This is a genomic window from Burkholderia mycopellens (assembly GCF_964265025.1).
Lineage (GTDB): Bacteria > Pseudomonadota > Gammaproteobacteria > Burkholderiales > Burkholderiaceae > Burkholderia.
In genome coordinates this window covers 465,100-485,197 of record NZ_OZ183803.1, presented here as the reverse complement: position 1 = coordinate 485,197, position 20,098 = coordinate 465,100, and the positions used below count along the sequence as shown (strand labels likewise).

Here is a 20,098-nt window from a genome sequence, read left to right as displayed (position 1 = left end):
ACCGTCACGCGGCGGCCGGCGACCGCCATGAAAAACGAATGCCCTGCGCCCAGGCGACGCCGGCATCCACGATGATCTGCCGGTCGACCTCGCTCTCCACGCCTTCAACGACGACGTGTCGCGCGCCTTCATGCGCGAACGCGATCAGCCGGCGGAACTGGTAGCGCCCGATCGCGTTGCGCTTGATCATCGACAGGATCGACCGGTCGAGCTTCACGATGTCGGGATTGCCGACCACCAGGTTGTTCAACGCGCTGAAGCCGACACCGAAATCGTCGATCGCGATGCGGCACCCGGCTTGCCGGAAGCGGTTCACGAACGATCGCCCCGCGACGGGATTCAACGGCCCCGTCTCCGTGATCTCGATCACCAGCCGCGCGGCGACCGACGGCTCGCGCTCGAGCCGCCTGAAGATGGCCAGCCACGCGTCGTCGACCACCGCGCTCGCCGCCGCCACATTGCAGCCGTAGACGGCAGCCGGATCCGCGCGCAGCGCGTCGATCGTCCGGCCGACCACGAGCCGGTCGAACCACCGCATCAGCCCGAGCGCCTCGAGGCGTGGCAGGAACGCGAGCGGCGGCAGCGCATCGCGCTCCCCCCACCGCAATCGCGCCAGGCATTCCTGGTACAGCACCCCACCCGACAGATCGGCCCGGCACACGGGCTCTTGCGCGAACCCGAGCCGGCTTTCCACGAAACTGCGTACCGACGCGAGGTCGGGATGATCGTCGGGGGCGCCGAACACGAGATCGATTTCGTCACGATTCGCTTCCCGATTCGCCTCCAGGCGAGCTTCGACCGCATTCATCCGGCGCTCCGGCAAATGGCGAGCCGCGTGTCGCGGCTCGACCTCAAGAAACATGCGGAGCAAGCCGACCATGACGCGCTCCGCTGCCTACCCGGCCCATCCTGTTATGTCGATCTTTTCCGGGAGCGTACTTTTCGCTTCGGCGCGCCGTCAAATTCGATATTTTTCAACGATATTCAGTTACTGGGAATACACCATGCATGCACGACACCGACTGTGCGACAGGCCACACTAACGCAAATTTCGGACCCCCGATTCAGATATCGTTTATTCTTTTTCGTCTAAACAACCGCACTCAACTCAATTCTTCCGAAATTTGCGGACCTCGAAATCGGAAAAATCTCAATTGATCAGATAAATACCGGCCCGCGAAGCATTGTCCGCGCCCACTGACAGGCCCGCCGCGGAAGCCTATCACCCGGTTTGCTTTTCACCGAAAAACGGCCGCCGCGCGTCATTCGATCACCGCAGCATTCAATTTTATCGTTTCAAACGAATTACTGGATTTCCAAACGGGAATCAAGCCACCTTGAATCAATAATATCAAGTTAATTCATATGATGATTATCAATTGAAACATGTTTAACAATCTTAAAGACTTGTTAACCTATAAAATAATTTCTGACGGACTTCCCTCGGAGCCGTCAGATTCGTGCCTTCAAAAACCGTCGAACCGATCGGGTTCGGCGGTTTCTTTTTTAACGGCATTATTTCGTCAGACATTAGGGCGGGACAATCCCGATAGCGGGATTCGGCGCGACGGTGTGCGCCGCGCGAAAAATCGGGCCTTATACGGCCGATGCGCCGATCAGATTCGCGAGCAGTGCGTCGTATTCGGCAACGAGCGCCGGATTCGCCGACGTATAGCGGCCGAGGATCTCGCGCTGGCGCCGCGTGTACGCTTCCCAGTCGTCATCGTGCGTATGCAGCGCGCGCAGCAGCGCATCGGCGCCCTGCTGCACATCGTTGTCCGGATAGTAGTAGCCGAGATCGGGCGCGAGGCTCGCGTTGTGCACGAGCGGATAGCCCTGCCAGCACACGTCGAAATAGAAATAGTTGAGCGGGTTCGACCATTGGTGCGACACGACGATATCGGTCAGGTCGGCCAGGAACAGCGGCGTATCGAAGCGTCCGACGAAGCTCGCCTTGCCCGCGCGCACGATGTCGAGGTAGTTCATCAGCATCACGAACTCGGGGCTGTCGTGCGCGAGACGGTCGGCGTTCGTCACGTGCGTGAAGCAGATCGCGTCGGGATCGCGGCGATACGCTTCGTCGATGATCAGCATCGGATACACGCAGAACTTCACCACGTCGTGGTTCGGCTCCATCACCGTCAGACGCTTGCCGGGCTCGCTGCGCGGCCGGTACTCGCCGCGCTCGGGCAGCGGCTGCGCGCGCGCACTCAGGAACATCGGATCCCACACGAACGGCACGACGCGCCCCGGGCAGCGGCGCAGCGACTGCAGGAACGGCAGCGACGAGGGCGCGATCTGCGGAATCGCCCACACCTCGTCGTAGCCGCGGTTGATGAACAACGAATCCCATAGCCGGCGGCCGAACAGCATCGACTCCATCACGTTGATGTACTCGACGCCGCAGCAGTAGCTGACGAGCTTCGCGCCGCGCGCCTTCAGGTGGGCCGTTTGCTCCCCGTTGATCTGGCCGCCGAGCTCGATCAGCACGTCGAGGGAATCCTTCATGTCGTCGAACGTGCGCGTGTCGAATACGCTGCGATCCCACGGCAACGCATCGGTGAGCGGCACATCGGTGGTGTTGACCAGCGTCACGCGGTAGCCGTGCGGCGACGCCATCAGCAGCTTCGCGAGAAACAGCGCGTTCTGCTTGATGCCGTTGATCCACAGGCTTTCGTCGGGCGCACGCAGTCCGATCGTGATACCGATGCGCAGGCCGTTCAGGACAGGAGACGTCATCGTCGGCGGGATGGGAGGTTGGATGGAAGTGGAATGAAGCAGTGTAGCGCGCGAAGCGCCGCCCGCGTCAAGCGGCGGCGCACGTCGGCGGCAATCGGGCATTCTAGCGGACCGCCGGCCCGGACACTGTCATGGATGGTCAGCGCGCGGCTGGCGCATGCAATGGCGCTTCCAAGGGCGGATGGGCCTGGTCGGGCGATCCAGCGCCGATCCCGCATGCGTTTCCCGCGGAGGAATGAGCACGCGGCCGCCGAGGCACAGGCGATGTTGACGGCCGGTGAGCGGTAACGCGAAGCGGGTTTCCGCTGTCGAGCCGATCGCCGTCAGGCATTCCAGTGCCGACGATCAAGCCCCCGAAACCACGCTCCCTTCATGGCGCCAACTCGATCCGATTGCCCGTCACGACCAGCTTGACGGGATCGGTCTTCTTCCACTGCGATTTCGGGATCACCAGCTGCCACTCGGCGCCCGCCAGGTCACGAAAGAATCCGGCGACACCGACAACGTGCGCATCGTCCGCCATTGGCGCAGACAGCTTCACCGTGGCGCCGGGCCCGAGCGTGGCCTCCATGCTGCCAAGCAGATCGGCCTTCGGCAACGCTCTATCGTCATCGAGCAACTGCGCGTAGCCCGCATTTTCGAAGACCTTTGCATCCTTCAACTGGTAGACGCGCACCACCACCGGTAACGATTGGTCTTGCTCGTTTTCGTTGAGGGCGGAACGGCTTTCGATCACCAGATTCATCTGCTTCACTTTCGCGACGAATACCGCGCGCGCCGTATCGACCGTCGTATCCTTCACCGACTGCCACATGCCGCAGCCGGACATCGACGCGACCGTCAGCACACCGACCACTACCCGCCGAATGCTGCGCATCATCCGATATGCTCCAGGCATCACAACCAGTCTCCCGTCTTGCTCGTGGACGGATAGCGCCGGATCGGACCGCCCACGCCTTCGTAAAGAACGAGCCGCACCGAAAAATGGCTACACGCGTAGCGGCCTACGAAGCGGCCGAGTACGTCGCCGAACAGCGCGACGTCGCCCGGTCCGACAAACCCCGACGGCTCGATCCCGACGTTCACGTTCACGATGCGGTCGACGCTCGCACCCACCCGTTCCGTTTCCTCGTCGAGCCACACGTAATGAATCGCCTCGATACGTCGCCGGTTATCGTCCTGTCGCGTCCAGTCGTACAACGACAGCGCGCCGCGTAGCCCGTTCGCGTCCAGCATGTTCAGTTCGCTCGCACCGGCCGCATTGAAGTGCGAGATCACCTGCCAGCCATAGTCGCCGCCGCGTGGGGGATACAGCGGCATCGTCGGAGCCGTCAGGTTGCGTACGCGCTCGACACCGTTAAAGGTCGAAGCAGGCGTGGCGATCATCGATTCACGCAGGGCCATGCGCGGCAACCGGCCATTGTTCGCCAGCACCCGAACCGCCACATCCCGGTCCAGCGAACTGCCCGGCTCGTCCCACGGCTGCCCTCCCAACGTTACGACCATCTCGGGCTGGCCGGTCACGCCGTACCGAATCGACGCGTGGTAGTAGCGATCCGGCGACTCGTGCCGCATCATTCCGCCACGATGTCGAAATTCCTTGATCGACCGATACGCGTATCGACTGGCGGTACGCGGATCGGTCGCCACGACCGACAGCGCGTCGTAGGGCTCGACGTGCTCGCCTGCCGACGCGGGAGGGAGCACTGGATAGTCGCGATCGTGTCGGTTGGGCCGGATTGCCTGTGCATCCAGCTCGAACAGGTTGATCACCGGCGTGCAGAACAACCGGATATTGTCCACGCCGAGCGTGGCGTCACCGGGTAGCCGATCCCGGATCACGATTTCGAATTCGACACACGTTTCGCCCGGCGGCACACTCGCGGCGTCGAAACCGCACATGTCGACGAAGTGGAACTTCTCGGGGAATGCGAAATATTCGAGCATCGTCTGCTCGCTATCGAGGTCGGCGTCGCGAGTGTCGTGATCGACTGGCCACAATCGCGTCTTTACGCCAAAGCCGGCCGGCTCGAATCTCATCGACTGATGCGGCTGCAGTTGCCCGTCGAGCATGCGCGGCATGCGCACGCCGATCGACTCGACCTGGCGCGTGAACACCGCGTACAGCGCGGATGCAGTCGGCCGGTCGCCATGCAGGTAAAGCCGGATACGCGACAGGTCGTCCCTCAGCCGCTGCTCGCGGTGCAGCAGGTCGAACGCGAGCCGAATCACCGTACGACCGTCCTCGCGCATGCGTGCGCCCGCCTCGCGCACGTTGAGCGGCAACAGCTTTACCGGCTGAGTGGTTCGATAAACGCATATCGTCCCGTCCGGCCCGACCGGTGTCGAACGAACCTGCAACCCGGTCGGCAACGTATCGAGAATCCGCGCCTCGCCGGCGCGGGGCACGCATTCGAGGATCGCCAGCGACGGAATCGTGCGACCTGCATGCGGCCACAGGTGGTCGATCAACGGATCGGTGATTTCCGGAAGCACGTCGTCGAGTTTCATGCGCAACCGGCTCATGAGGAACGCGAAGCCCTCGTAAGTCTGTTCGACACTGTCGTGGCGCGCGCCCTGCATCATCGTCATTCCCACACGACGGGCAGCTTGCGGGTGGTTCTTCGCGAATTCCCGCCCTGCTTCGCGCAGATAGCGCATTTCGGCGTCGAAGTAGCGCAGGTATGGATCGTCCTCCGCGCCGAAGCCGCCCTCTTCAGGCATCGACGGGGTGTTTTTGTCTTCACTCATGGCTGGAGATCCGGTGGCAGCGGCGGCAGGAGCGGCGGTGCGGACACGACACCCGCGTTGCCGACGACGAAAATACGATCGGGCATTCGGAATCCGCGCAGTTTCAGCAGGTCGATCGGCCCGGCGCCGACCTGCGTGCGCAGCACGTACGAAAGCGGCTCACCGTTCCCGGTGTTCCACGTGAGCCGATAGCGCGTGCTGTCGAGCTGCTTGACGTCCGCCTTGCTCAACAGACGCAGGAACGCCCAATCGCCGGTCGAATCGAAGGCCTGCCGTAGCCCAGCGTCGAGCGTCTGCCACGTGAGCCCCGCGTGCCCGTTCAGGCCATTGCCCGGCCATGCCAGCGGCGTCCAGCGCTCCTGCTGATTGAAATGGACGATCTGCTGGCCGTCGACCGACAGTTCCGAACGCGTTATCCCCGGTGTAGGGAGCGCCATCATTTCGAATTTCTCTCCCGCATCGCCCTGCAAATAAAGCTGCGCGCCAATCGTAGACAGCATCCGGACGGCGCTCAGGAATTTCGGGTCGAACTGCAATGCTTGCGGCGCAAACTCGCTCGGCATCCACTGATCGCCCTCCAGCTTCATCACACCGGCCAGTTGCGTGATGATGAAACGCGAAATCAATCCGGTATCCGGCCGCACATAGCGGCCAAGCTCAGCGAAGGACGCATCGGCCTGCGTATCGAAGAACGGGTAGCGGCCGCTCGTCGCCGCGGTGAAGGGCGCGGCAACGCTGGCTCGCCAAGCGTCGTTCAGGCTCGCTGCAGCCGGTTGCAGGATCGTCTGCCACGCGGACTCGAGCGGTTGCTTGAACACTCCGGCGCCAAAGCCCGCCCACGCCGTACCGAGGCTTGCGGCCGTCAGCGCCGCGTCGTCGCGTGCTTGCGACAACTCCGACAACCTCCCCTGGAACACTGCCTGCGCAAGCGAACGCGCCATCGTCTGCGCATCGGAACTACCCGAAATCTGCTGCAACTTCAGCCGCATCGTCGTCACTGCCGTCAGGTAGCGCGACAGGCTCACGCCGTTCAGCGCGATACCGGCCGGCGCGGCGCTCGTCCCCTTTTCAGCGGCCGGCGGTGAGCCCGTGTCGCCCATCAGCGCGAGCAGTGGGCCAAACGGCTTGTCGAGAGGATTGACAGCGGCCGCCCCCGACTGCTCGTCCGTGCCGATCAGATCTTGCGCCTTGCGCACCAGCGTGTCGGCCAGCGCCTGCGACGGGCGCCCCGCCTGCGCCTGATATTGCACGGATTTCATCAGCGCGATCAACGGCGACGTCTGCGCATCGGCAAGTCGGGACAGTTGTGCGACCGCCCCCCCGAGATTGGATGCCGGCTGCCACTGCATACTGTTGAGCATGCGCTGCCACGCGGCCGTGTACTCGCCAAAATAGCGCGCCGTCAACCGCTGCTTCAGTTCTTCCGCTGCACGCTTCTCGTCAACGATCGCGTTGGTTTGGATCACCCCCGGTGCGAGCGCATTGCCGATCGCCTGCGGCCCGGCCAATACCCAGTCACTGCTCACCTGGCGTTCACGGGATGCTTTGTCGATCGCCGTGGCGATCATCCCGTCCCATGCCGCGCGTGTATAGATTCCCGGTACAGTCTGCGACGCCGTGAACATCCCGGAGGCATCGGCACCGTTCAAAAGGGTTTCGAGCGACGCGTCGGCGTATTTATTCTTGACGTCGTCGAGAATACTTTGGTACACCCTGTCGTCGGCCGATGCGAGTCCCATTTGGGTAATCAGCATGCTACGGGTCGACGTCACCACACTATCGTCCATCGCAATCCGCCATTCTGGATGCGCCTTAAGATGATCCGCGTAAAACGCCGCGAGCCGCCGGCCGGTATCGTCGCGCTCGCCTGGCGGCATCTCGACGGGTCGCGACCACAACGCGACCAGCAGGCGCTTCAGAAACGCCGGATCGGCGCGCGACGGGTCGCCCAGCATCATGTAAGTCTTGAGCGCATTGTAGGTACTGCTGCGTATGTCCTGCGACTGAAGGCTGTCGGCACGTGCCTGGTCCGCGGCTTTCAGCAGGCCGCCGATCGTTTGCACGACGGGTATCTGCAAGTTACGGGTCGCCGCGATTCGGTATGGTTGCCAGAGATCACTCAGGATATCGTCATTGCGCGACAGTCCCGCGCGCAGATACCACGGTGCACCGTGCCGCTGCCGGTATTCGAGCTTTTCCATCAGTTGCTGTAGCGCGAGCTGCGCGCGCCAGGCAACTGCCGTCCGTGGCGGGGCGCCGACGGCAGCGTTTGCCGTCGCCCGCGCCTCACGCATGAGTTGCCGGTTGCCGATGAACGACGTGGTCATCCATACGCACCAAGCCATCGCGGCGAGGGTCGCGCACATCGCCAGCGCGTTGGCCCAGTAGAACCCCACGCGCCGACCGTTACATCGCCGAGTGGCGATTTCGAGCCACGCAGGCAACAACGCGGCGGGCTGCGGCGGGCACGCGACCGTTCCGTTGGGAACAATTGCAGCATTCGGCGTCGCACTCCCGCCCTCGGCAATCGGCACTGGCGTCGGCATGGTCACCGTCGTCGCGAATACGGGCGCGAACATCACACCCACCAGTTGCGCTCGCAGCCAGTGCGAAGCAAGCAGCACTTGCCAGTTCGTGACGATAGGTTCGCGCTGTTCGCCGATGTATCGCGAGATTTCCGCGAGATAAGTGACGTGCGCGGAAGCGGCACACAGTCGCACGCCGGCATCTGCCGTGCCACGCTCGATAGTCGCAAGCTGGTTGTGTAAAGCCATCGCCGCCGGCGCCTCCTTGCACGCCCGCTCCGGAATTGCCCCGATCGCTTCGAACGTCTCAGGGCTCCCGCCGTGCGCAGGCACCGCATGCAAGAAGGTAATCGGCGCGGCCCAACCCAGATCGCTCGCAAATGCAGCGAGCGTACGCGGCAGCTCGGTATCGCGCTCGTCAGTATCCGTGACCAGCACAACGCTATCGACCGGCCGTCGGCGCCGCAGCGTCCGGATTTGGCGGCGCCACTCGCTCGCGTCGATGCCGTCCGGTGCCGCGTGTACGAGAATCGCGTTGCCGATCGACATCGCACCCATGCGCTTGAGGCCCGGCGCGACTTTATCGATCAACGCGTCCGTCCCGCTCACCAACAGCCACGATGATCGGTATCGCCAGCGCCAGCCTTGCGACGCACGTAATTCGTCGAACATGCGTTGCAGACGTGTGTCGCGTTTGAGCGGTGTTTGCGCCTCCGCCGTGTCGCCGGTCTCCTTGCGAAACATCCGTCCGGCGACGGCGTATGCACCGATGAAAAACAGGCAGAGGTGAATCGCAATGAAGATAACCAGAGTGATGACGATGATGACCACCACCTGCATACGCGCCACCCCAGGCGCAAGATCGAACAGATCGCCTCGGCCCCACACGAGGCCGATCGCGAATGCGGCGACGATCAGCGCCGCGACGATCGTCCCCCAGAGCGGGACGCGTCCAGAGGGCGGAGACTGGGCAGCGGGAGCGGAGTCAAGCGGTCGCAAGGTCAGTTTCGGATCGGTCATGCTGAGCGTGTTCCGGCAACGAAGGTTCATTCCCGTGTGCACCGGGAAGAACGTGAACAATGGCGGACTGCACGCCATCGATGATTAGTTGCGGCGCGTCCGCCGCACCACATTCGGTAGCGGCTGCAACGGAGAGCCAGCCGCTGGCGCTACCAAAGTCGCCGACGATGTGGGCGAGGTCGCATTGGCAGTCGCTATTCGCAAGCGCATCCAGGTTCGCGATGCGCAGCCCCTGATTACAACGCTTGACCGCACGCGTGACCCATGCACGCGTCATGGCAGAAAAATCCGCGTTGCCCCATATCACGGCATTCGCGAGCCCGTACTCAATTTCATCGGCCCGCCCCTCGACGGGCCTATGCAGGGTTGCCATCACGGGCACATCGTCGGGCAGTCGATAGAAGCCCGCATCGAGCAGCATCGCGACACATCCCTCCGTACTGCCGGTCGGCGGATGTTTTTCGTGCCATGCCGTTGCAATCACGAGCAGCGGGCATGCGTCGCGGGCGTCGAGCCATGCGTCAGCCACCAGCAGTCCGTGCGAGGCAGGTACCGCCAACACGGTAAGCGGTGATAGCCCGGCCAATTGCACCGCGTCACGCACTTCCTGTTCGCGCAAAACTTCCTCGCCAGGCTCGGCCAGCACGCGCACCTTTGGCCAGTAAGCCGACTCATAGTGCGTGAGCGCGTGCAGACTCGCAGTGAGCGGTTCAAGCGCTTCGGCAATCCTGAGCGCAAGCTGAGTAATGGGTCGCTTTGGAGCCGTATCGACCACGGCACTGACCTCGCTCTCCTCAACCACATCGGCCAAGTCAGGTTCGTCGAATGTTTCCGGCGGGTCGTCGAAGCGGCAATGCTCGATGACACCCGAGCCCGAGCGGGGCTGCTGTTGCCGCGGCAAACGCACGCCAGCATGGATGGCCTGGGCAAGCGTCCGGTCGTTCAAGGGCAGGCAGTAGCCGACGCCGAGCACTCGAAGCGTCCGCTGCGCAAAACGGAGGCGCTCCGCCAGCCATCGGTCGCGATGGAGATTGCGGTGATATGCGCGAAACCACATGGCCTCATAGCGTGCACGCTCCATTGCGAAGAGCAAACCGAAAAAACCGTTCGGGATACCGACAATACAGAACCAGAACCACGGGCCGCCCGCGCGTTCACCCTTCGGCCATATCGGTAGGACAATGGCCACGCCTGCCATCGCGCAGGCCAGCCAGATACAGAACCACCATGGCCAGAAGCGGGGCCGGCGTGGATACGCGCTCGGGCGCCCTGCCCGGGAAAGATCGACTGGCATCAGTCGAAGTGGACGTTCGGCAACGACGAGATCAACCGACAACCACATGCGCAGCGATGACCGTCCAGCGCGAACAGCTTGCGGTCGCGATCCGGAAACTTGCCGGCACCCTCGTCAATGACGGTCTGGCCGTGCAGATCGCAGGTCGCGTCATCGCCCTTGCGGGCAAGCGGCCTGCCCATGAATTTGGTCCAAGGCGAGCCGCCAGTGACTTCGCCACCGTGTTCGAGTTTGTCGCCTTTACGGATGGGAGATTTCATAATCACCTCACAATCAGTTGTTAATTCTTACATTGCTACCTCGAGAACTGCGGATCCGACACTGGGTCGAACGACTTATCTTTCATCTCGTCTATATCGAAAACATCAAAATAAAAGAGACCAAAAACGAATATCGATCCATCACCAAAACCAATCATACAATCACATATACCACCACACACCACAATATTCTCGCACTCCAGACAGCCCCTCATATCGATCAAAAAAATCAACCAAGATTACTCACCGAAATTAAACAACCTCTCGCACAACTTAATATCAATTTCGACAATTTTTTTTGTTTTTATTTCAACCACATCAAGCTTTGAATCCTCTCCACACCGATGCCGATCCAACGATACATATTTCCCATCCAATGATATGACGGGCTTCATATCCGGTGATGCCTCCTCTTTCAACTTAGAGTCACTTACCGTAGTCCGATAGAATCCCGGCATTTCAATCAAATTCACATCACTTCCGACCTTCCCAACAACTGCCACAAAACTCAAAGGAGAAACAGCAACCGGCACCATTGAGGCATAAATTCCCGCTTTAACGTTTATATCCATCAGAAAGCCCACGTTTGGAGCGGCGCGCCGGACATGAACCGGCACACCAGCTTTGCAACGGCTTAACTCTCTGACAAGAACGTAATCAGTACCCGACACTATAATGGCCTCACCATCTGAACTAAGCGTCGCATCTATGGGTTCTTTGTCAATCAGGCAATGAAGACCGCCAACCATCGTTTGCATAGATAACTTGAAAGATTTCGCCGCGCCCGGCGTGCCGGCAGTTTGGCAAAAACCTTGAACCAAAGTCATCAGAAGGCCAATAAATACGACTATTTTTACGCTCAAAGGAGAACCTCTTTAATCATTCGCGTATATTTGATTCTTTTATCAATTCCATTTAACCAACCATTAATTGCCATAGTAACATCCTTTATTATCTCGACCTCCCTCTCGAGCTCTGCCGCTGTTTTTGGTATACAAAAACCATCCCGATCTATAGCACGAACAACCTTTGGTCTAAGGCAGGTTATATACCAAGCCCCGGAATCCAAGCAGTTCTCTGGTTCAGTGGCAACAATTTGAGGATCGTCGATGCGGGCCGGTATTTTTTTCATCAATGCACGATTCTTTTCTTTATATTGTGAATCACTCCACCATGAGGCAGTAAAACTCGATTGCCGAATCCATCCTCGATACAACCAATAGTCGGAGTAATTGCTGCGAAATGTAAGCTGCTTAAATCCGCGACCGCGAAATTTTTGAGCATCCTCTCTATCACAGTTCCCGAATCTCCAATCATAGGATGAGGCGATGACGCCACCTATTGAATTGTACTTAGTCAACCTGAAGTATGGATCATCCTCTCCAGGAATTTCTCCATACCAATGGCCAAGGTCTTTTTCGGACCGCACCGAAATAGGATTTACACGAACCCCGTAAATTGCGAATTCAGTTACCTTACCTACCATGCTTGACTCCTGCATAGTACAGAGAAAACCAGACTCCACCGCCCCCTGCCCCAAGAAATGCGATTGCTTCAGATAACTCTCAATACCATATTTTCTCAGAGAGAAATTCAGTGGTTTTCTATACTTTTCTCGAATTGCGCCCGCGTTGCCAGACATGTGAATGTCCGAGTAAAGCAATGCGAATTCCTCTTTGCTGAACCAAGTGGCTTTTCTGAAGTGTCGAATAAACGCCAGCGGATGAAAAAACCACAGCTTCTGCCCTGCCGGAAGCCCCGTTTTGTTCCAAAACTGAACTTCCTTCAGATACTTCATGAAATCGTTGTAGCCCTTGTCATTGCCGTGGTAGAAGCCGCCCTCGTCGAGCAGTCTCGCAAAGCGTTCCTCATTGCCTGTACTATCCCATTCACTCGGCGCATTGCAGACCAGGCCACACAATTGCTGCCGCACCAACGCGTTACCTTTTACGTAGGCCGAGAGTGCCTTCGCTTTGTGGGCTTCCGGCATTTCTCCTTCCGCCGCTGGCGTTTCATGGTCAGCGCCATCCTTCAGCAGCCTCTTCAGCGCCTCTACGTCGCACAGCCCATCGCTGCTGAACGGAGTATTGCCCTCGCTGACCTTCTGCCACCCCATAAAAGACAGAAAGTCCGCATCGGAGAATTTCTGGATACTTGAATCATTGATATCAACGTAGCCTGCCTTGTCTGCTGCCCAGTTGACCCGCATCCATGTCACACGGGCATCGGCCCCAAGGGTTGGGGACGGAGACAGGATGCGTCCAAACCGAAGCAGTTCGTAGCCGTCGCTCGGACATGACGAATAGAGCGCCGTAGCACGCTTGTATAGATCGTATTCGTAGTCCTTTTCCTCGACGGGACGCGGCGTGAGCAGCGTGCGCGTGCCGTCCTGCGCGACACTCCAGACGTTGGTGTATTTCGAACCGAGGCTGAAGTACGTCTCGACAAGCAACGGCAGGGTATTCGAACCCTCATGACCTGGCTTGAACGGGATTCCATGTAACTTGTTGTGGGCATCGGCTTTTTCAGGCAGACGGCGAAACTGGCTGCCCGCTGGAATAACGAAATACGCATGCCCCCACCAGTCCGTTTCAGTAGAAGCAGGAGGGGTAGGCGTGCTGTTACCCAGTTGCGTATGCCCGAAATACGCATCGAAATCTTCCGGCAGCATGAAGATTTCGAAATGCAAATGCGGCATGCCTTCATATTTTCCAAGCCAACCCAGCACGTCCTTGCGCCGGACCTTCTTGCCCTCACCCGAGACCGCCGGCGTCACCTGTCCCTTGCTCACCGGGCCAGTCGGCATGCGTAGGAACTCGTAAGGCAAATCCTTGGAATCCGAACCGTGCTCCTGATATTCCGCCAGCGGCAATAAATGCATGTAAAGAGAATAAAACGTCAGCGCACGGCAGTCGCCAGTCTCGGTTGTATGTTTGAGCAACACAAAACCCGTATGGCTCTTGCCGCTGTCAACCCCGTGCTGACACACCCGATAGGCAACCACCTCGCCATCGGCGATCGCATACACCTCGCCCTTCGTATCGGGCCGAAGATGCACACCACAGTGCCAGCGCCGATCGAAGGCGATCGGATAGATGCCGTGAGCGCATTCGAACTTGTCTACTGCGTCCATCATCGGATCCGGATTCGCCCCGGTCGGGGCCACGAAACCTGCTTCGGGCAAAAATGGCGGGCTGATGATCATTATCGTTACTGTGTATGGCTGTATCTGTCGTTGGGCTGGTAGTCGCTCACCGGCAGTTGCGGAAGATTGACGGACGTGTGGCGGGGGCCCTCGAACGTGAATGAGGCCGCCCTGATGCGGAATTCGCCGGGACAATTGAAGACAACGCTGCCGTTCTCGATGGTCATCGATGCACCGCCGCTGGCCACCATCGCCCTTGTCTTGGCGTTCACGAGCACATTCGCGCTGGCGCTCGACACATGCAATTGCTGATCGGAAAAGATATCCATGGGTGCGCCTTGTGCCTGCAACTCGATTTTCCCTTTTGAAAAAATCTTGATGCCCAGCCTGTGGGCGCACAGCGAGATCAGATCACCCGCCGCCATCCGCAGTCGCTTGACGATGCTCACGTCCATGTCCTGGCCCGCAGTGACGATCACGTTCTCGCCCGCCGAGTGCTGCGTCGATTTCGGTGTGACGAAAGCCATGCCGCCGGGAGCGCTCGCAAGCAGCCCCGCATTGCGAAGCTGATTCAGGCCATCGAACAGTACCGCCTGCGCCGCACGGTCCGCAGGGTCGGCCTTGGCTTGCGTCGTCGCTGCCGCGAGGTCCGTTACGCGCTGCAAAGCTGCCTTGAGCTGCGCGATAGCGGCAGGCATATCGAGGTGCGGCGTCTCAGACCCAGCCGCTGCATCCGCCGAGAAAAACAACCCCCTCGGCGCGCGCACCGTGCCCAAGTGCCGCGTGGTCAGTTCGAAGCCATCGCCGCGCTTGTTCTTCCCCCTGTCGACCAGATAGCCGAGGTTGAGCGACGACCGACCGAACACCGTTGCCAACCGAATGCCCTCGTGATTTTTCAAGTCTTCGAAGCGCAGTTTGTTGCCAAGCAACGGGGACCGGAACACGGCGCGGCTATACCAACCCTCCTTGCCATGCACCGGGTCCCGGCGGGCGTAGTCATGAACCGCCCCGGCAATCAGTAATCGATCGCAATTACCGTGTGTCGGGACGACGCGCACCTCCGTTCCGGGCAATAGCGGTATATGCAGGCCGCCCTCATACGACGCAGACGTACGCAGCAGGCGCAACGGCATGCTGTTCGTTCCACGCTTGCCGCTGTGCCGGGAGAACAGGAACTTGACGCGGTAGCGGCCGTATTCGTCCATCCACGCGTACGGTTCATCATCGCCCGACTCGATCACGCCGGTCAGCATGCCGGTGATCCATCGCCAGTGCTTTTCGGGCACATATTCCGGCCGGTAGGTCTGGTGCGCGGGGATCGCTTCGAACGTGTTGGCTACCGACTGGCTGCGACTGCCGGTCGTGACAAGCTTCGTGATCACAATCCCGTGCGGCGCCTCGGGCACCACGTCATTGGTGATCCGTACCACCATGCCGGGCATCATGCCAATCACGTTACTCGTGCCCGCGAGCCGCACCTGCCGCGTGAGCAGTTCATCACGCCGCACGTCAGCCAGCGCCTGCCCCTCTTCGACCGAATGGAAGTGCTCGATGCTGCGGTTCACGCTCCCATAAACTGAGCGGTCGTCGTGGGCCACGACCGATTCGACCTGCAACGGATCGTCGGGGGTGCGATAGTTGTGATCCCATTCGCGTATCGCCTGCGGCACCAGCGCGCGCGTGGCTTCCAACGTCAGGATCGCCTCGTGCCACCCCATCAGACCCGAGTGCGGCAGCAACGGCACTTCGAGCGCACGCACATAGCCTCGCGCCGTATTGCCGAACACCAGCGTATCGCGTTGCGGGCCGTCTTCTGTGCTCGCCTGTTTGAAGTAGTAGTAGACCCCGGCGCGCCGGCAATGCCGATCGATAAAGTTCGCCACCGTCTCTTCGTACATCACGGTTTGTTCGAACTTCCCGTCAAGCCCTTCCAGTTCGAACTCGATATCGAAGGACTCGAACAGATCGCGATCGACGATCACATCGGCGAGCAACTCACGCAAGGACCGGTCGAGAAACACGGCCGAGTCATGTACTGACTCGAGCAGCGCGAAGCGCGGCTTCAGATGCAGTCGATAGGTTGCCTCGTCACGCGTGGTCTTGATCCGCGTCCACTGCGTGACGATACCGTGCACAGTGCGTGCGGTATGACGCACGGGGTCGATCAACCCCGGCAGGGACGGCACCGATGCATGCTCGTCGATCATGAAGATCGCCGGCCGCCCAACGCAGGCTGCGCCCTCGATATGCTTGTCCGCAGACGTAACCGTGATGTCGGCTAGAAATGGCCTGTTCATCTCCTCCGTGAGCGTGAATTCGAACACGGAGAGCGCAGAGGCAAGCGTCGCGATCTCGAGATGAAGAGACTGGGTAACGATCCCGCTCGGGTGTTTGAGCACATCCTGAATGGTTTGCATGGTCACCGTCGCATGATGGGTTACATACATCGGCACGCCCATTCGCTATAACCTCAGGAATACGATGCCGGCAAATTTTCCCGAGTTAAGCAAATCGTCATAACAAAATCCATGAGACGAATACGAAATTCGTCTATAACAAAAATAAAATCCGCGAAGCGGTTATGTGATACTCCGGCGACCAGCCGCACCACCGGAATTGTCGGGGTATCGGCACTCAAACGGACAAGCAACGACCCCACCGCAACGCTGTTGGAAAAGAGGCCGGCAGAATGGAACGCGATACCGCGCAAGCGTTCCGGGCAATCCATGACGAACCGAAACAGCACGCACGGAAAAGCGTGCCCGGCCGCGATTCGGCGCTGAAAAGCACCCCGTGTATCACGTGTCGTCACCCACGGCCCAAGCGTCGGAGCACACGATGATCGTCCTCAGCCATTTCAATCACGACGCGCCCGCCAGCCTCGAGAATCACCGGCAGTAGGCGCATGGGTATCGTCACGAGTTCGTCGACGCGTCCGCGATGCCACGGGCGCTGCCATTGCGGCCGCTGCATCGCTACGAGTCCCTGCTCCATGTGTTGCGCGGCGCGCAACCCGACGAACTCGGGCCGCTGCTCAGCGAAGACGCGGCGATCGTCGAACCCATCGCGCTGGACCGCCTGATGAACGGGCGCGACATGCTGTTCGTCGACGCGTTCGCGCCGCCGCTGCCGCAAGTTGATGTGAAGATGTGACGCAACGCGGCGGCCGTGCGCGCGATCGTGATGCGGCTCGTGCAGCGGTACAAGCTTGGCAGCGACCCGCAGCTGCCGTCGGAACCCGCGCTGGTCGCGGATCTCGACACGCATCACTACATGCGCGGATCGACGGGCTGTATCCGGCCATACCGACCAGCCCCAACCTCGATCCGATGTGGAGCCGCGAACCGACGTTCTCGATCAGCATCGACGACAGCCGCACGATCCCGAACGAAAAGGCGCGACGCCCCGTTTCCGCGACACGCTCGTCGTATACGTCGATCGATGCCGCGCCGCCGGCCGGCCAATGTTCTCGTTTGATCACGACGCAGCCGAAACGCCGGACGAATCCGCCAAGCGCAGCGCCTGCAATCCCGGCCGCCCGATTGCACTGGTGACGCTCTACACGCCGAACATCGGCAGCTATGCACGCATCGCCAAACGGAATTTCCGGCACTACTGCGACGCGCACGGCTACACGCTTTACGTGCATCGCGACATCCCCGCCGAGATCGGACTGAACCCAACCGGCAACCGGCCAAGCCGTGGCTGCGGCATGCGTACCTGCAGCATCATGAATGGGTCGTGTGGCCCGACGCCGACGTACTGACCGCGGACCAGACGCAAGTGCTGGAGCCGCTGCTCGAAGGGCGCGACTGGATGCTCGTGCAGGATATCGGCCAGTGGGCGTTCAACTCGGGCGTGATGGCGCTCCGGCGCACCGAACGCAACGACGCAATGCTGCGCGACATGATCGCCGCGATCGCCGCGCTGCAGGACAGGTAGAGCGTCCATGCCAGCGATGGCGACCAACTGCATTTCATCCGCGCGATGGAGCGCGACGGGCAGTTGCATGGCGAAGGGGTGGCCGATCTCGTCGGCTTCGACACGCCATGGCTGTTTCGCCGCGCGGACAGCTAAATCGTGCATTACTACGGGATGTGGTCCGCGATGCGCGCGCTGATGATGGCGCACGACGACGGGCTGCTGCCTTGACGCCACCACCTCGACATCGATATCGCAAGCGCGTGCCGCCGGCCGGATTCAACCGGCCGGCGGCACGTGTCGGCTACGGTCAGATCGCCGTAATCGTCGGCGCCACGGCGGCCGGGTCGGTGATACTCGCCTTGCCGGTTTCGACATGCCCCGCGATGCGGCGCATCCAGCCCGCGTTCCCCGCCACCGTGAACTGCAAGTCATACCAGTGGCTGCTGCACGACAGATCCCAGTGCGCTTCGACGCGCTGCCCCGGCGGAATCGTCAGCGTGCGCGCCGCCCCGCCGTACGCGACATCGGTCGCCGTGACCGTGAGCGCGCTGGTGCCGGCATTGGCAAGCGTCACGTAGATGTCGCCGTTGGCGACGTCATAGCACGGCGTGATTTCCGGCTTCGCAGCCGCATCCGCGGCGGCGGCCCCCGCGAAGCGCCGGAAATAGCCGTTCGGGCCCCAGACGCTCACCAGGTAGTTGCCGTTCGCGTCGAGCGCCCACGTATCGGTCAGTTGCTTGCCCGCTTCGACCGTGTAGCGGCGCGGCATCGCGGTGGCGTCGCCGGTATAAACCCAGAAGTGCGCGCCTTGCGTGCCGGTATTCGCGAACGTCAGTGCGTAGCCTTGCGCCCCGAGCTGGCCGGTGACATGCAATTCGTACGGCAGCGCACGAGCCGGCCGCGTGCCGGGTTCCTGCGCCGTCACGACCTGCTGCGCGGTGCTGGCCGGCGCGGTCTGCGACGACGCCCGCGAGCATTGCAGGTCCGCCTGCGCGACATACGCCTGCGTGCTCGGCAAGGTCGGCACCGTGGCATCCGATTTCGAGAAGTCGAGCGCCGACGTCAGGTCGCCGCAGATCGCGCGGCGCCACGGCGAGATGTTCGTTTCCATCACGCCGAAACGCTTCTCGATGAATTGCAGCACCGACGTGTGATCGAAGACCTGCGAGCAGACGAAGCCGCCCTTCGACCACGGCGAGACGACGAACATCGGCACGCGCGGGCCGAGACCGTACGGCAGGTTGTCGGCGGTATACGTGCCGGTCTGCGTCTTGGTCACGACGTTGTGCCGCTCGAGCGACACGTCGACGGTGCTCATGCCGGAGCCCGGCAGCGTCGGCGCCTGCGGCGGCACGACATGGTCGAAGAAGCCGTCGTTCTCGTCGTACATGACGAGCAGGACGGTCTTGCTCCACACGTCCGGATTGGACGTCAGCGCATCGAGGATGTTCGACAGGTAGTAAGCGCCGTACAGCGGCGTGAACTTCGGATGTTCCGAATACGCGGCGGGCGGCAGCAGCCACGATACCTGCGGCAGCGCGTTCGCCTGCACGTCGGCTTTCAGTTGCGTGATCGAGCGTGTGCTCATCCCGCGTGTCTGCAGCGACGAACCGGCCGGCGCATTCACGAAGTTCTCGAAGCACGCCAGCATGTTCGTGCCGTAGTTGCCGGTGAAATTGTCGAACCCGGTGCCCTGCTGGTAGATCTGCCACGAGATGCCGGCCTGTTCGAGCCGCTCCGGGTAGGTCTTCCAGCTGAAGGGCGGCAACTGGATCTTGTCGAACTGGTTGTCGATGTAGTCGGTGTTGTCGAGCAGCGGGCCGCCGCCCGTGCCGAGCGGATCGACCATGCCCGTCATCAGGTACATGCGGTTCGGATGCGTGTTGCCGGGGATCGAGCAGAAGTAGTTGTCGCACACCGTGAACGCATCCGCGAGCGCGTAATGGAACGGGATGTCGTCGCGGACGTGATAGCCCATCGTCATGTTGGACTTCTGCACCGCCCATTGATCCGCGCGGCCGTTGTCGATCGCGCCGTGCGTCGTCGCCCACGTATGCGGCAGGCCGCCGATGCACTGCGCGTTGACGCCCGGGTTGGTCGTGTCGTAGCGGAACGGCGCAATCACGCTCGTCTTGTCTTCCTGCCGCGGCTGGAACCACACCGGCTTGCCGTTCGGCAGCGTGACCGGGAAGCGGTCGTTATAGCCGCGCACGCCGCTCAGGTGACCGAGGTAGTGGTCGAACGAGCGGTTTTCCTGCATGAACACGACGATGTGCTGGACATCCTGGATCGTGCCCGTCACGGTATTCGGCTCAATCGCCAGCGCCTTGCGGATCGATTCGGGAAGCAGTGCGGTGGCGGCGGTCGCGCCGGCGAGGCCGGCCGAGAACTTCAGAAAATCGCGTCGCGAATGAGTGGCCATGCTGGTTGCTCTTGATTG

Annotated in this window: 12 protein-coding genes and 1 pseudogene; 1 reads left to right on the top strand and 12 read right to left on the bottom strand. The window is 61.0% G+C overall.

What is annotated here, in order from left to right; genetic code table 11:
- Window positions 1-4 precede the first annotated feature (4 nt).
- The 11 genes from ACPTTC_RS20465 to ACPTTC_RS20415 all read right to left on the bottom strand — a co-directional run bounded on the left by ACPTTC_RS20465 (window position 5) and on the right by ACPTTC_RS20415 (window position 16,480).
- Window positions 5-808 carry an EAL domain-containing protein gene (locus ACPTTC_RS20465; protein ID WP_226196352.1) on the bottom strand — a complete coding sequence of 268 codons (804 nt, stop codon included), beginning with the start codon at window positions 806-808 and terminating at the stop codon, window positions 5-7.
- Between the two features lie 788 nt (window positions 809-1,596).
- Window positions 1,597-2,739 (bottom strand): DUF2827 domain-containing protein, encoded by a 1,143-nt coding sequence (locus ACPTTC_RS20460; protein ID WP_423393670.1) that lies wholly within the window; start codon window positions 2,737-2,739, stop codon window positions 1,597-1,599.
- Window positions 2,740-3,109: 370 nt separating this feature from the next.
- Window positions 3,110-3,619 (bottom strand): type VI secretion system lipoprotein TssJ, encoded by a 510-nt coding sequence (tssJ, locus tag ACPTTC_RS20455; RefSeq protein ID WP_423393669.1) that lies wholly within the window; start codon window positions 3,617-3,619, stop codon window positions 3,110-3,112.
- Window positions 3,620-3,636: 17 nt separating this feature from the next.
- Window positions 3,637-5,490, bottom strand: a complete 1,854-nt coding sequence (gene tssF, locus ACPTTC_RS20450) for a type VI secretion system baseplate subunit TssF (protein ID WP_423393668.1) — start codon at window positions 5,488-5,490, stop codon at window positions 3,637-3,639.
- The gene (locus ACPTTC_RS20445) at window positions 5,487-9,035 is read right to left on the bottom strand and encodes an ImcF-related family protein (protein ID WP_423393667.1); all 3,549 of its coding nucleotides are present in this window, start codon (window positions 9,033-9,035) and stop codon (window positions 5,487-5,489) included. Before ACPTTC_RS20445 ends, tssF begins: the two co-directional genes overlap by 4 nt.
- A complete protein-coding gene (locus ACPTTC_RS20440) occupies window positions 9,001-10,233 on the bottom strand; it encodes a hypothetical protein (protein ID WP_423393666.1) in 1,233 nt (410 codons plus the stop codon). Before ACPTTC_RS20440 ends, ACPTTC_RS20445 begins: the two co-directional genes overlap by 35 nt.
- Window positions 10,234-10,328: 95 nt before the next feature.
- A complete protein-coding gene (locus ACPTTC_RS20435) occupies window positions 10,329-10,589 on the bottom strand; it encodes a PAAR domain-containing protein (protein ID WP_423393665.1) in 261 nt (86 codons plus the stop codon).
- A 239-nt stretch (window positions 10,590-10,828) separates the two neighbouring features.
- On the bottom strand, window positions 10,829-11,416 hold the full coding sequence (locus ACPTTC_RS20430; RefSeq protein WP_423393664.1) for a hypothetical protein: 588 nt from the start codon (window positions 11,414-11,416) through the stop codon (window positions 10,829-10,831).
- Between the two features lie 32 nt (window positions 11,417-11,448).
- Window positions 11,449-13,794, bottom strand: a complete 2,346-nt coding sequence (locus ACPTTC_RS20425) for a peptidase M23 (RefSeq protein WP_423393663.1) — start codon at window positions 13,792-13,794, stop codon at window positions 11,449-11,451.
- A gap of 5 nt (window positions 13,795-13,799) precedes the next feature.
- On the bottom strand, window positions 13,800-16,151 hold the full coding sequence (locus tag ACPTTC_RS20420; protein WP_423395683.1) for a type VI secretion system Vgr family protein: 2,352 nt from the start codon (window positions 16,149-16,151) through the stop codon (window positions 13,800-13,802).
- Between the two features lie 53 nt (window positions 16,152-16,204).
- Entirely contained in the window at window positions 16,205-16,480 is a 276-nt protein-coding gene (locus ACPTTC_RS20415) for a hypothetical protein (protein WP_423393662.1), read from the bottom strand.
- A gap of 92 nt (window positions 16,481-16,572) precedes the next feature.
- Here ACPTTC_RS20415 and ACPTTC_RS20410 point away from each other — a divergent pair.
- A pseudogene (locus ACPTTC_RS20410) lies at window positions 16,573-17,886 on the top strand (galactosyl transferase GMA12/MNN10 domain protein).
- A 79-nt stretch (window positions 17,887-17,965) separates the two neighbouring features.
- Here the strand turns inward: ACPTTC_RS20410 and ACPTTC_RS20405 are convergent.
- A complete protein-coding gene (locus tag ACPTTC_RS20405; RefSeq protein ID WP_423393661.1) occupies window positions 17,966-20,080 on the bottom strand; it encodes a phosphocholine-specific phospholipase C in 2,115 nt (704 codons plus the stop codon).
- Between the last annotated feature and the right edge of the window lie 18 nt (window positions 20,081-20,098).

What these genes read in the sequence shown, in the direction of transcription:
- ACPTTC_RS20465 (WP_226196352.1), bottom strand. Translation starts at nt 808, where the DNA reads ATGAATGCGGTCGAAGCTCGCCTGGAGGCGAATCGGGAAGCGAATCGT.
- ACPTTC_RS20460 (WP_423393670.1), bottom strand. Translation starts at nt 2,739, where the DNA reads ATGACGTCTCCTGTCCTGAACGGCCTGCGCATCGGTATCACGATCGGA.
- tssJ (WP_423393669.1), bottom strand. Translation starts at nt 3,619, where the DNA reads ATGATGCGCAGCATTCGGCGGGTAGTGGTCGGTGTGCTGACGGTCGCG.
- tssF (WP_423393668.1), bottom strand. Translation starts at nt 5,490, where the DNA reads ATGAGTGAAGACAAAAACACCCCGTCGATGCCTGAAGAGGGCGGCTTC.
- ACPTTC_RS20445 (WP_423393667.1), bottom strand. Translation starts at nt 9,035, where the DNA reads ATGACCGATCCGAAACTGACCTTGCGACCGCTTGACTCCGCTCCCGCT.
- ACPTTC_RS20440 (WP_423393666.1), bottom strand. Translation starts at nt 10,233, where the DNA reads ATGGCAGGCGTGGCCATTGTCCTACCGATATGGCCGAAGGGTGAACGC.
- ACPTTC_RS20435 (WP_423393665.1), bottom strand. Translation starts at nt 10,589, where the DNA reads ATGAAATCTCCCATCCGTAAAGGCGACAAACTCGAACACGGTGGCGAA.
- ACPTTC_RS20430 (WP_423393664.1), bottom strand. Translation starts at nt 11,416, where the DNA reads ATGACTTTGGTTCAAGGTTTTTGCCAAACTGCCGGCACGCCGGGCGCG.
- ACPTTC_RS20425 (WP_423393663.1), bottom strand. Translation starts at nt 13,794, where the DNA reads ATGATCATCAGCCCGCCATTTTTGCCCGAAGCAGGTTTCGTGGCCCCG.
- ACPTTC_RS20420 (WP_423395683.1), bottom strand. Translation starts at nt 16,151, where the DNA reads ATGCAAACCATTCAGGATGTGCTCAAACACCCGAGCGGGATCGTTACC.
- ACPTTC_RS20405 (WP_423393661.1), bottom strand. Translation starts at nt 20,080, where the DNA reads ATGGCCACTCATTCGCGACGCGATTTTCTGAAGTTCTCGGCCGGCCTC.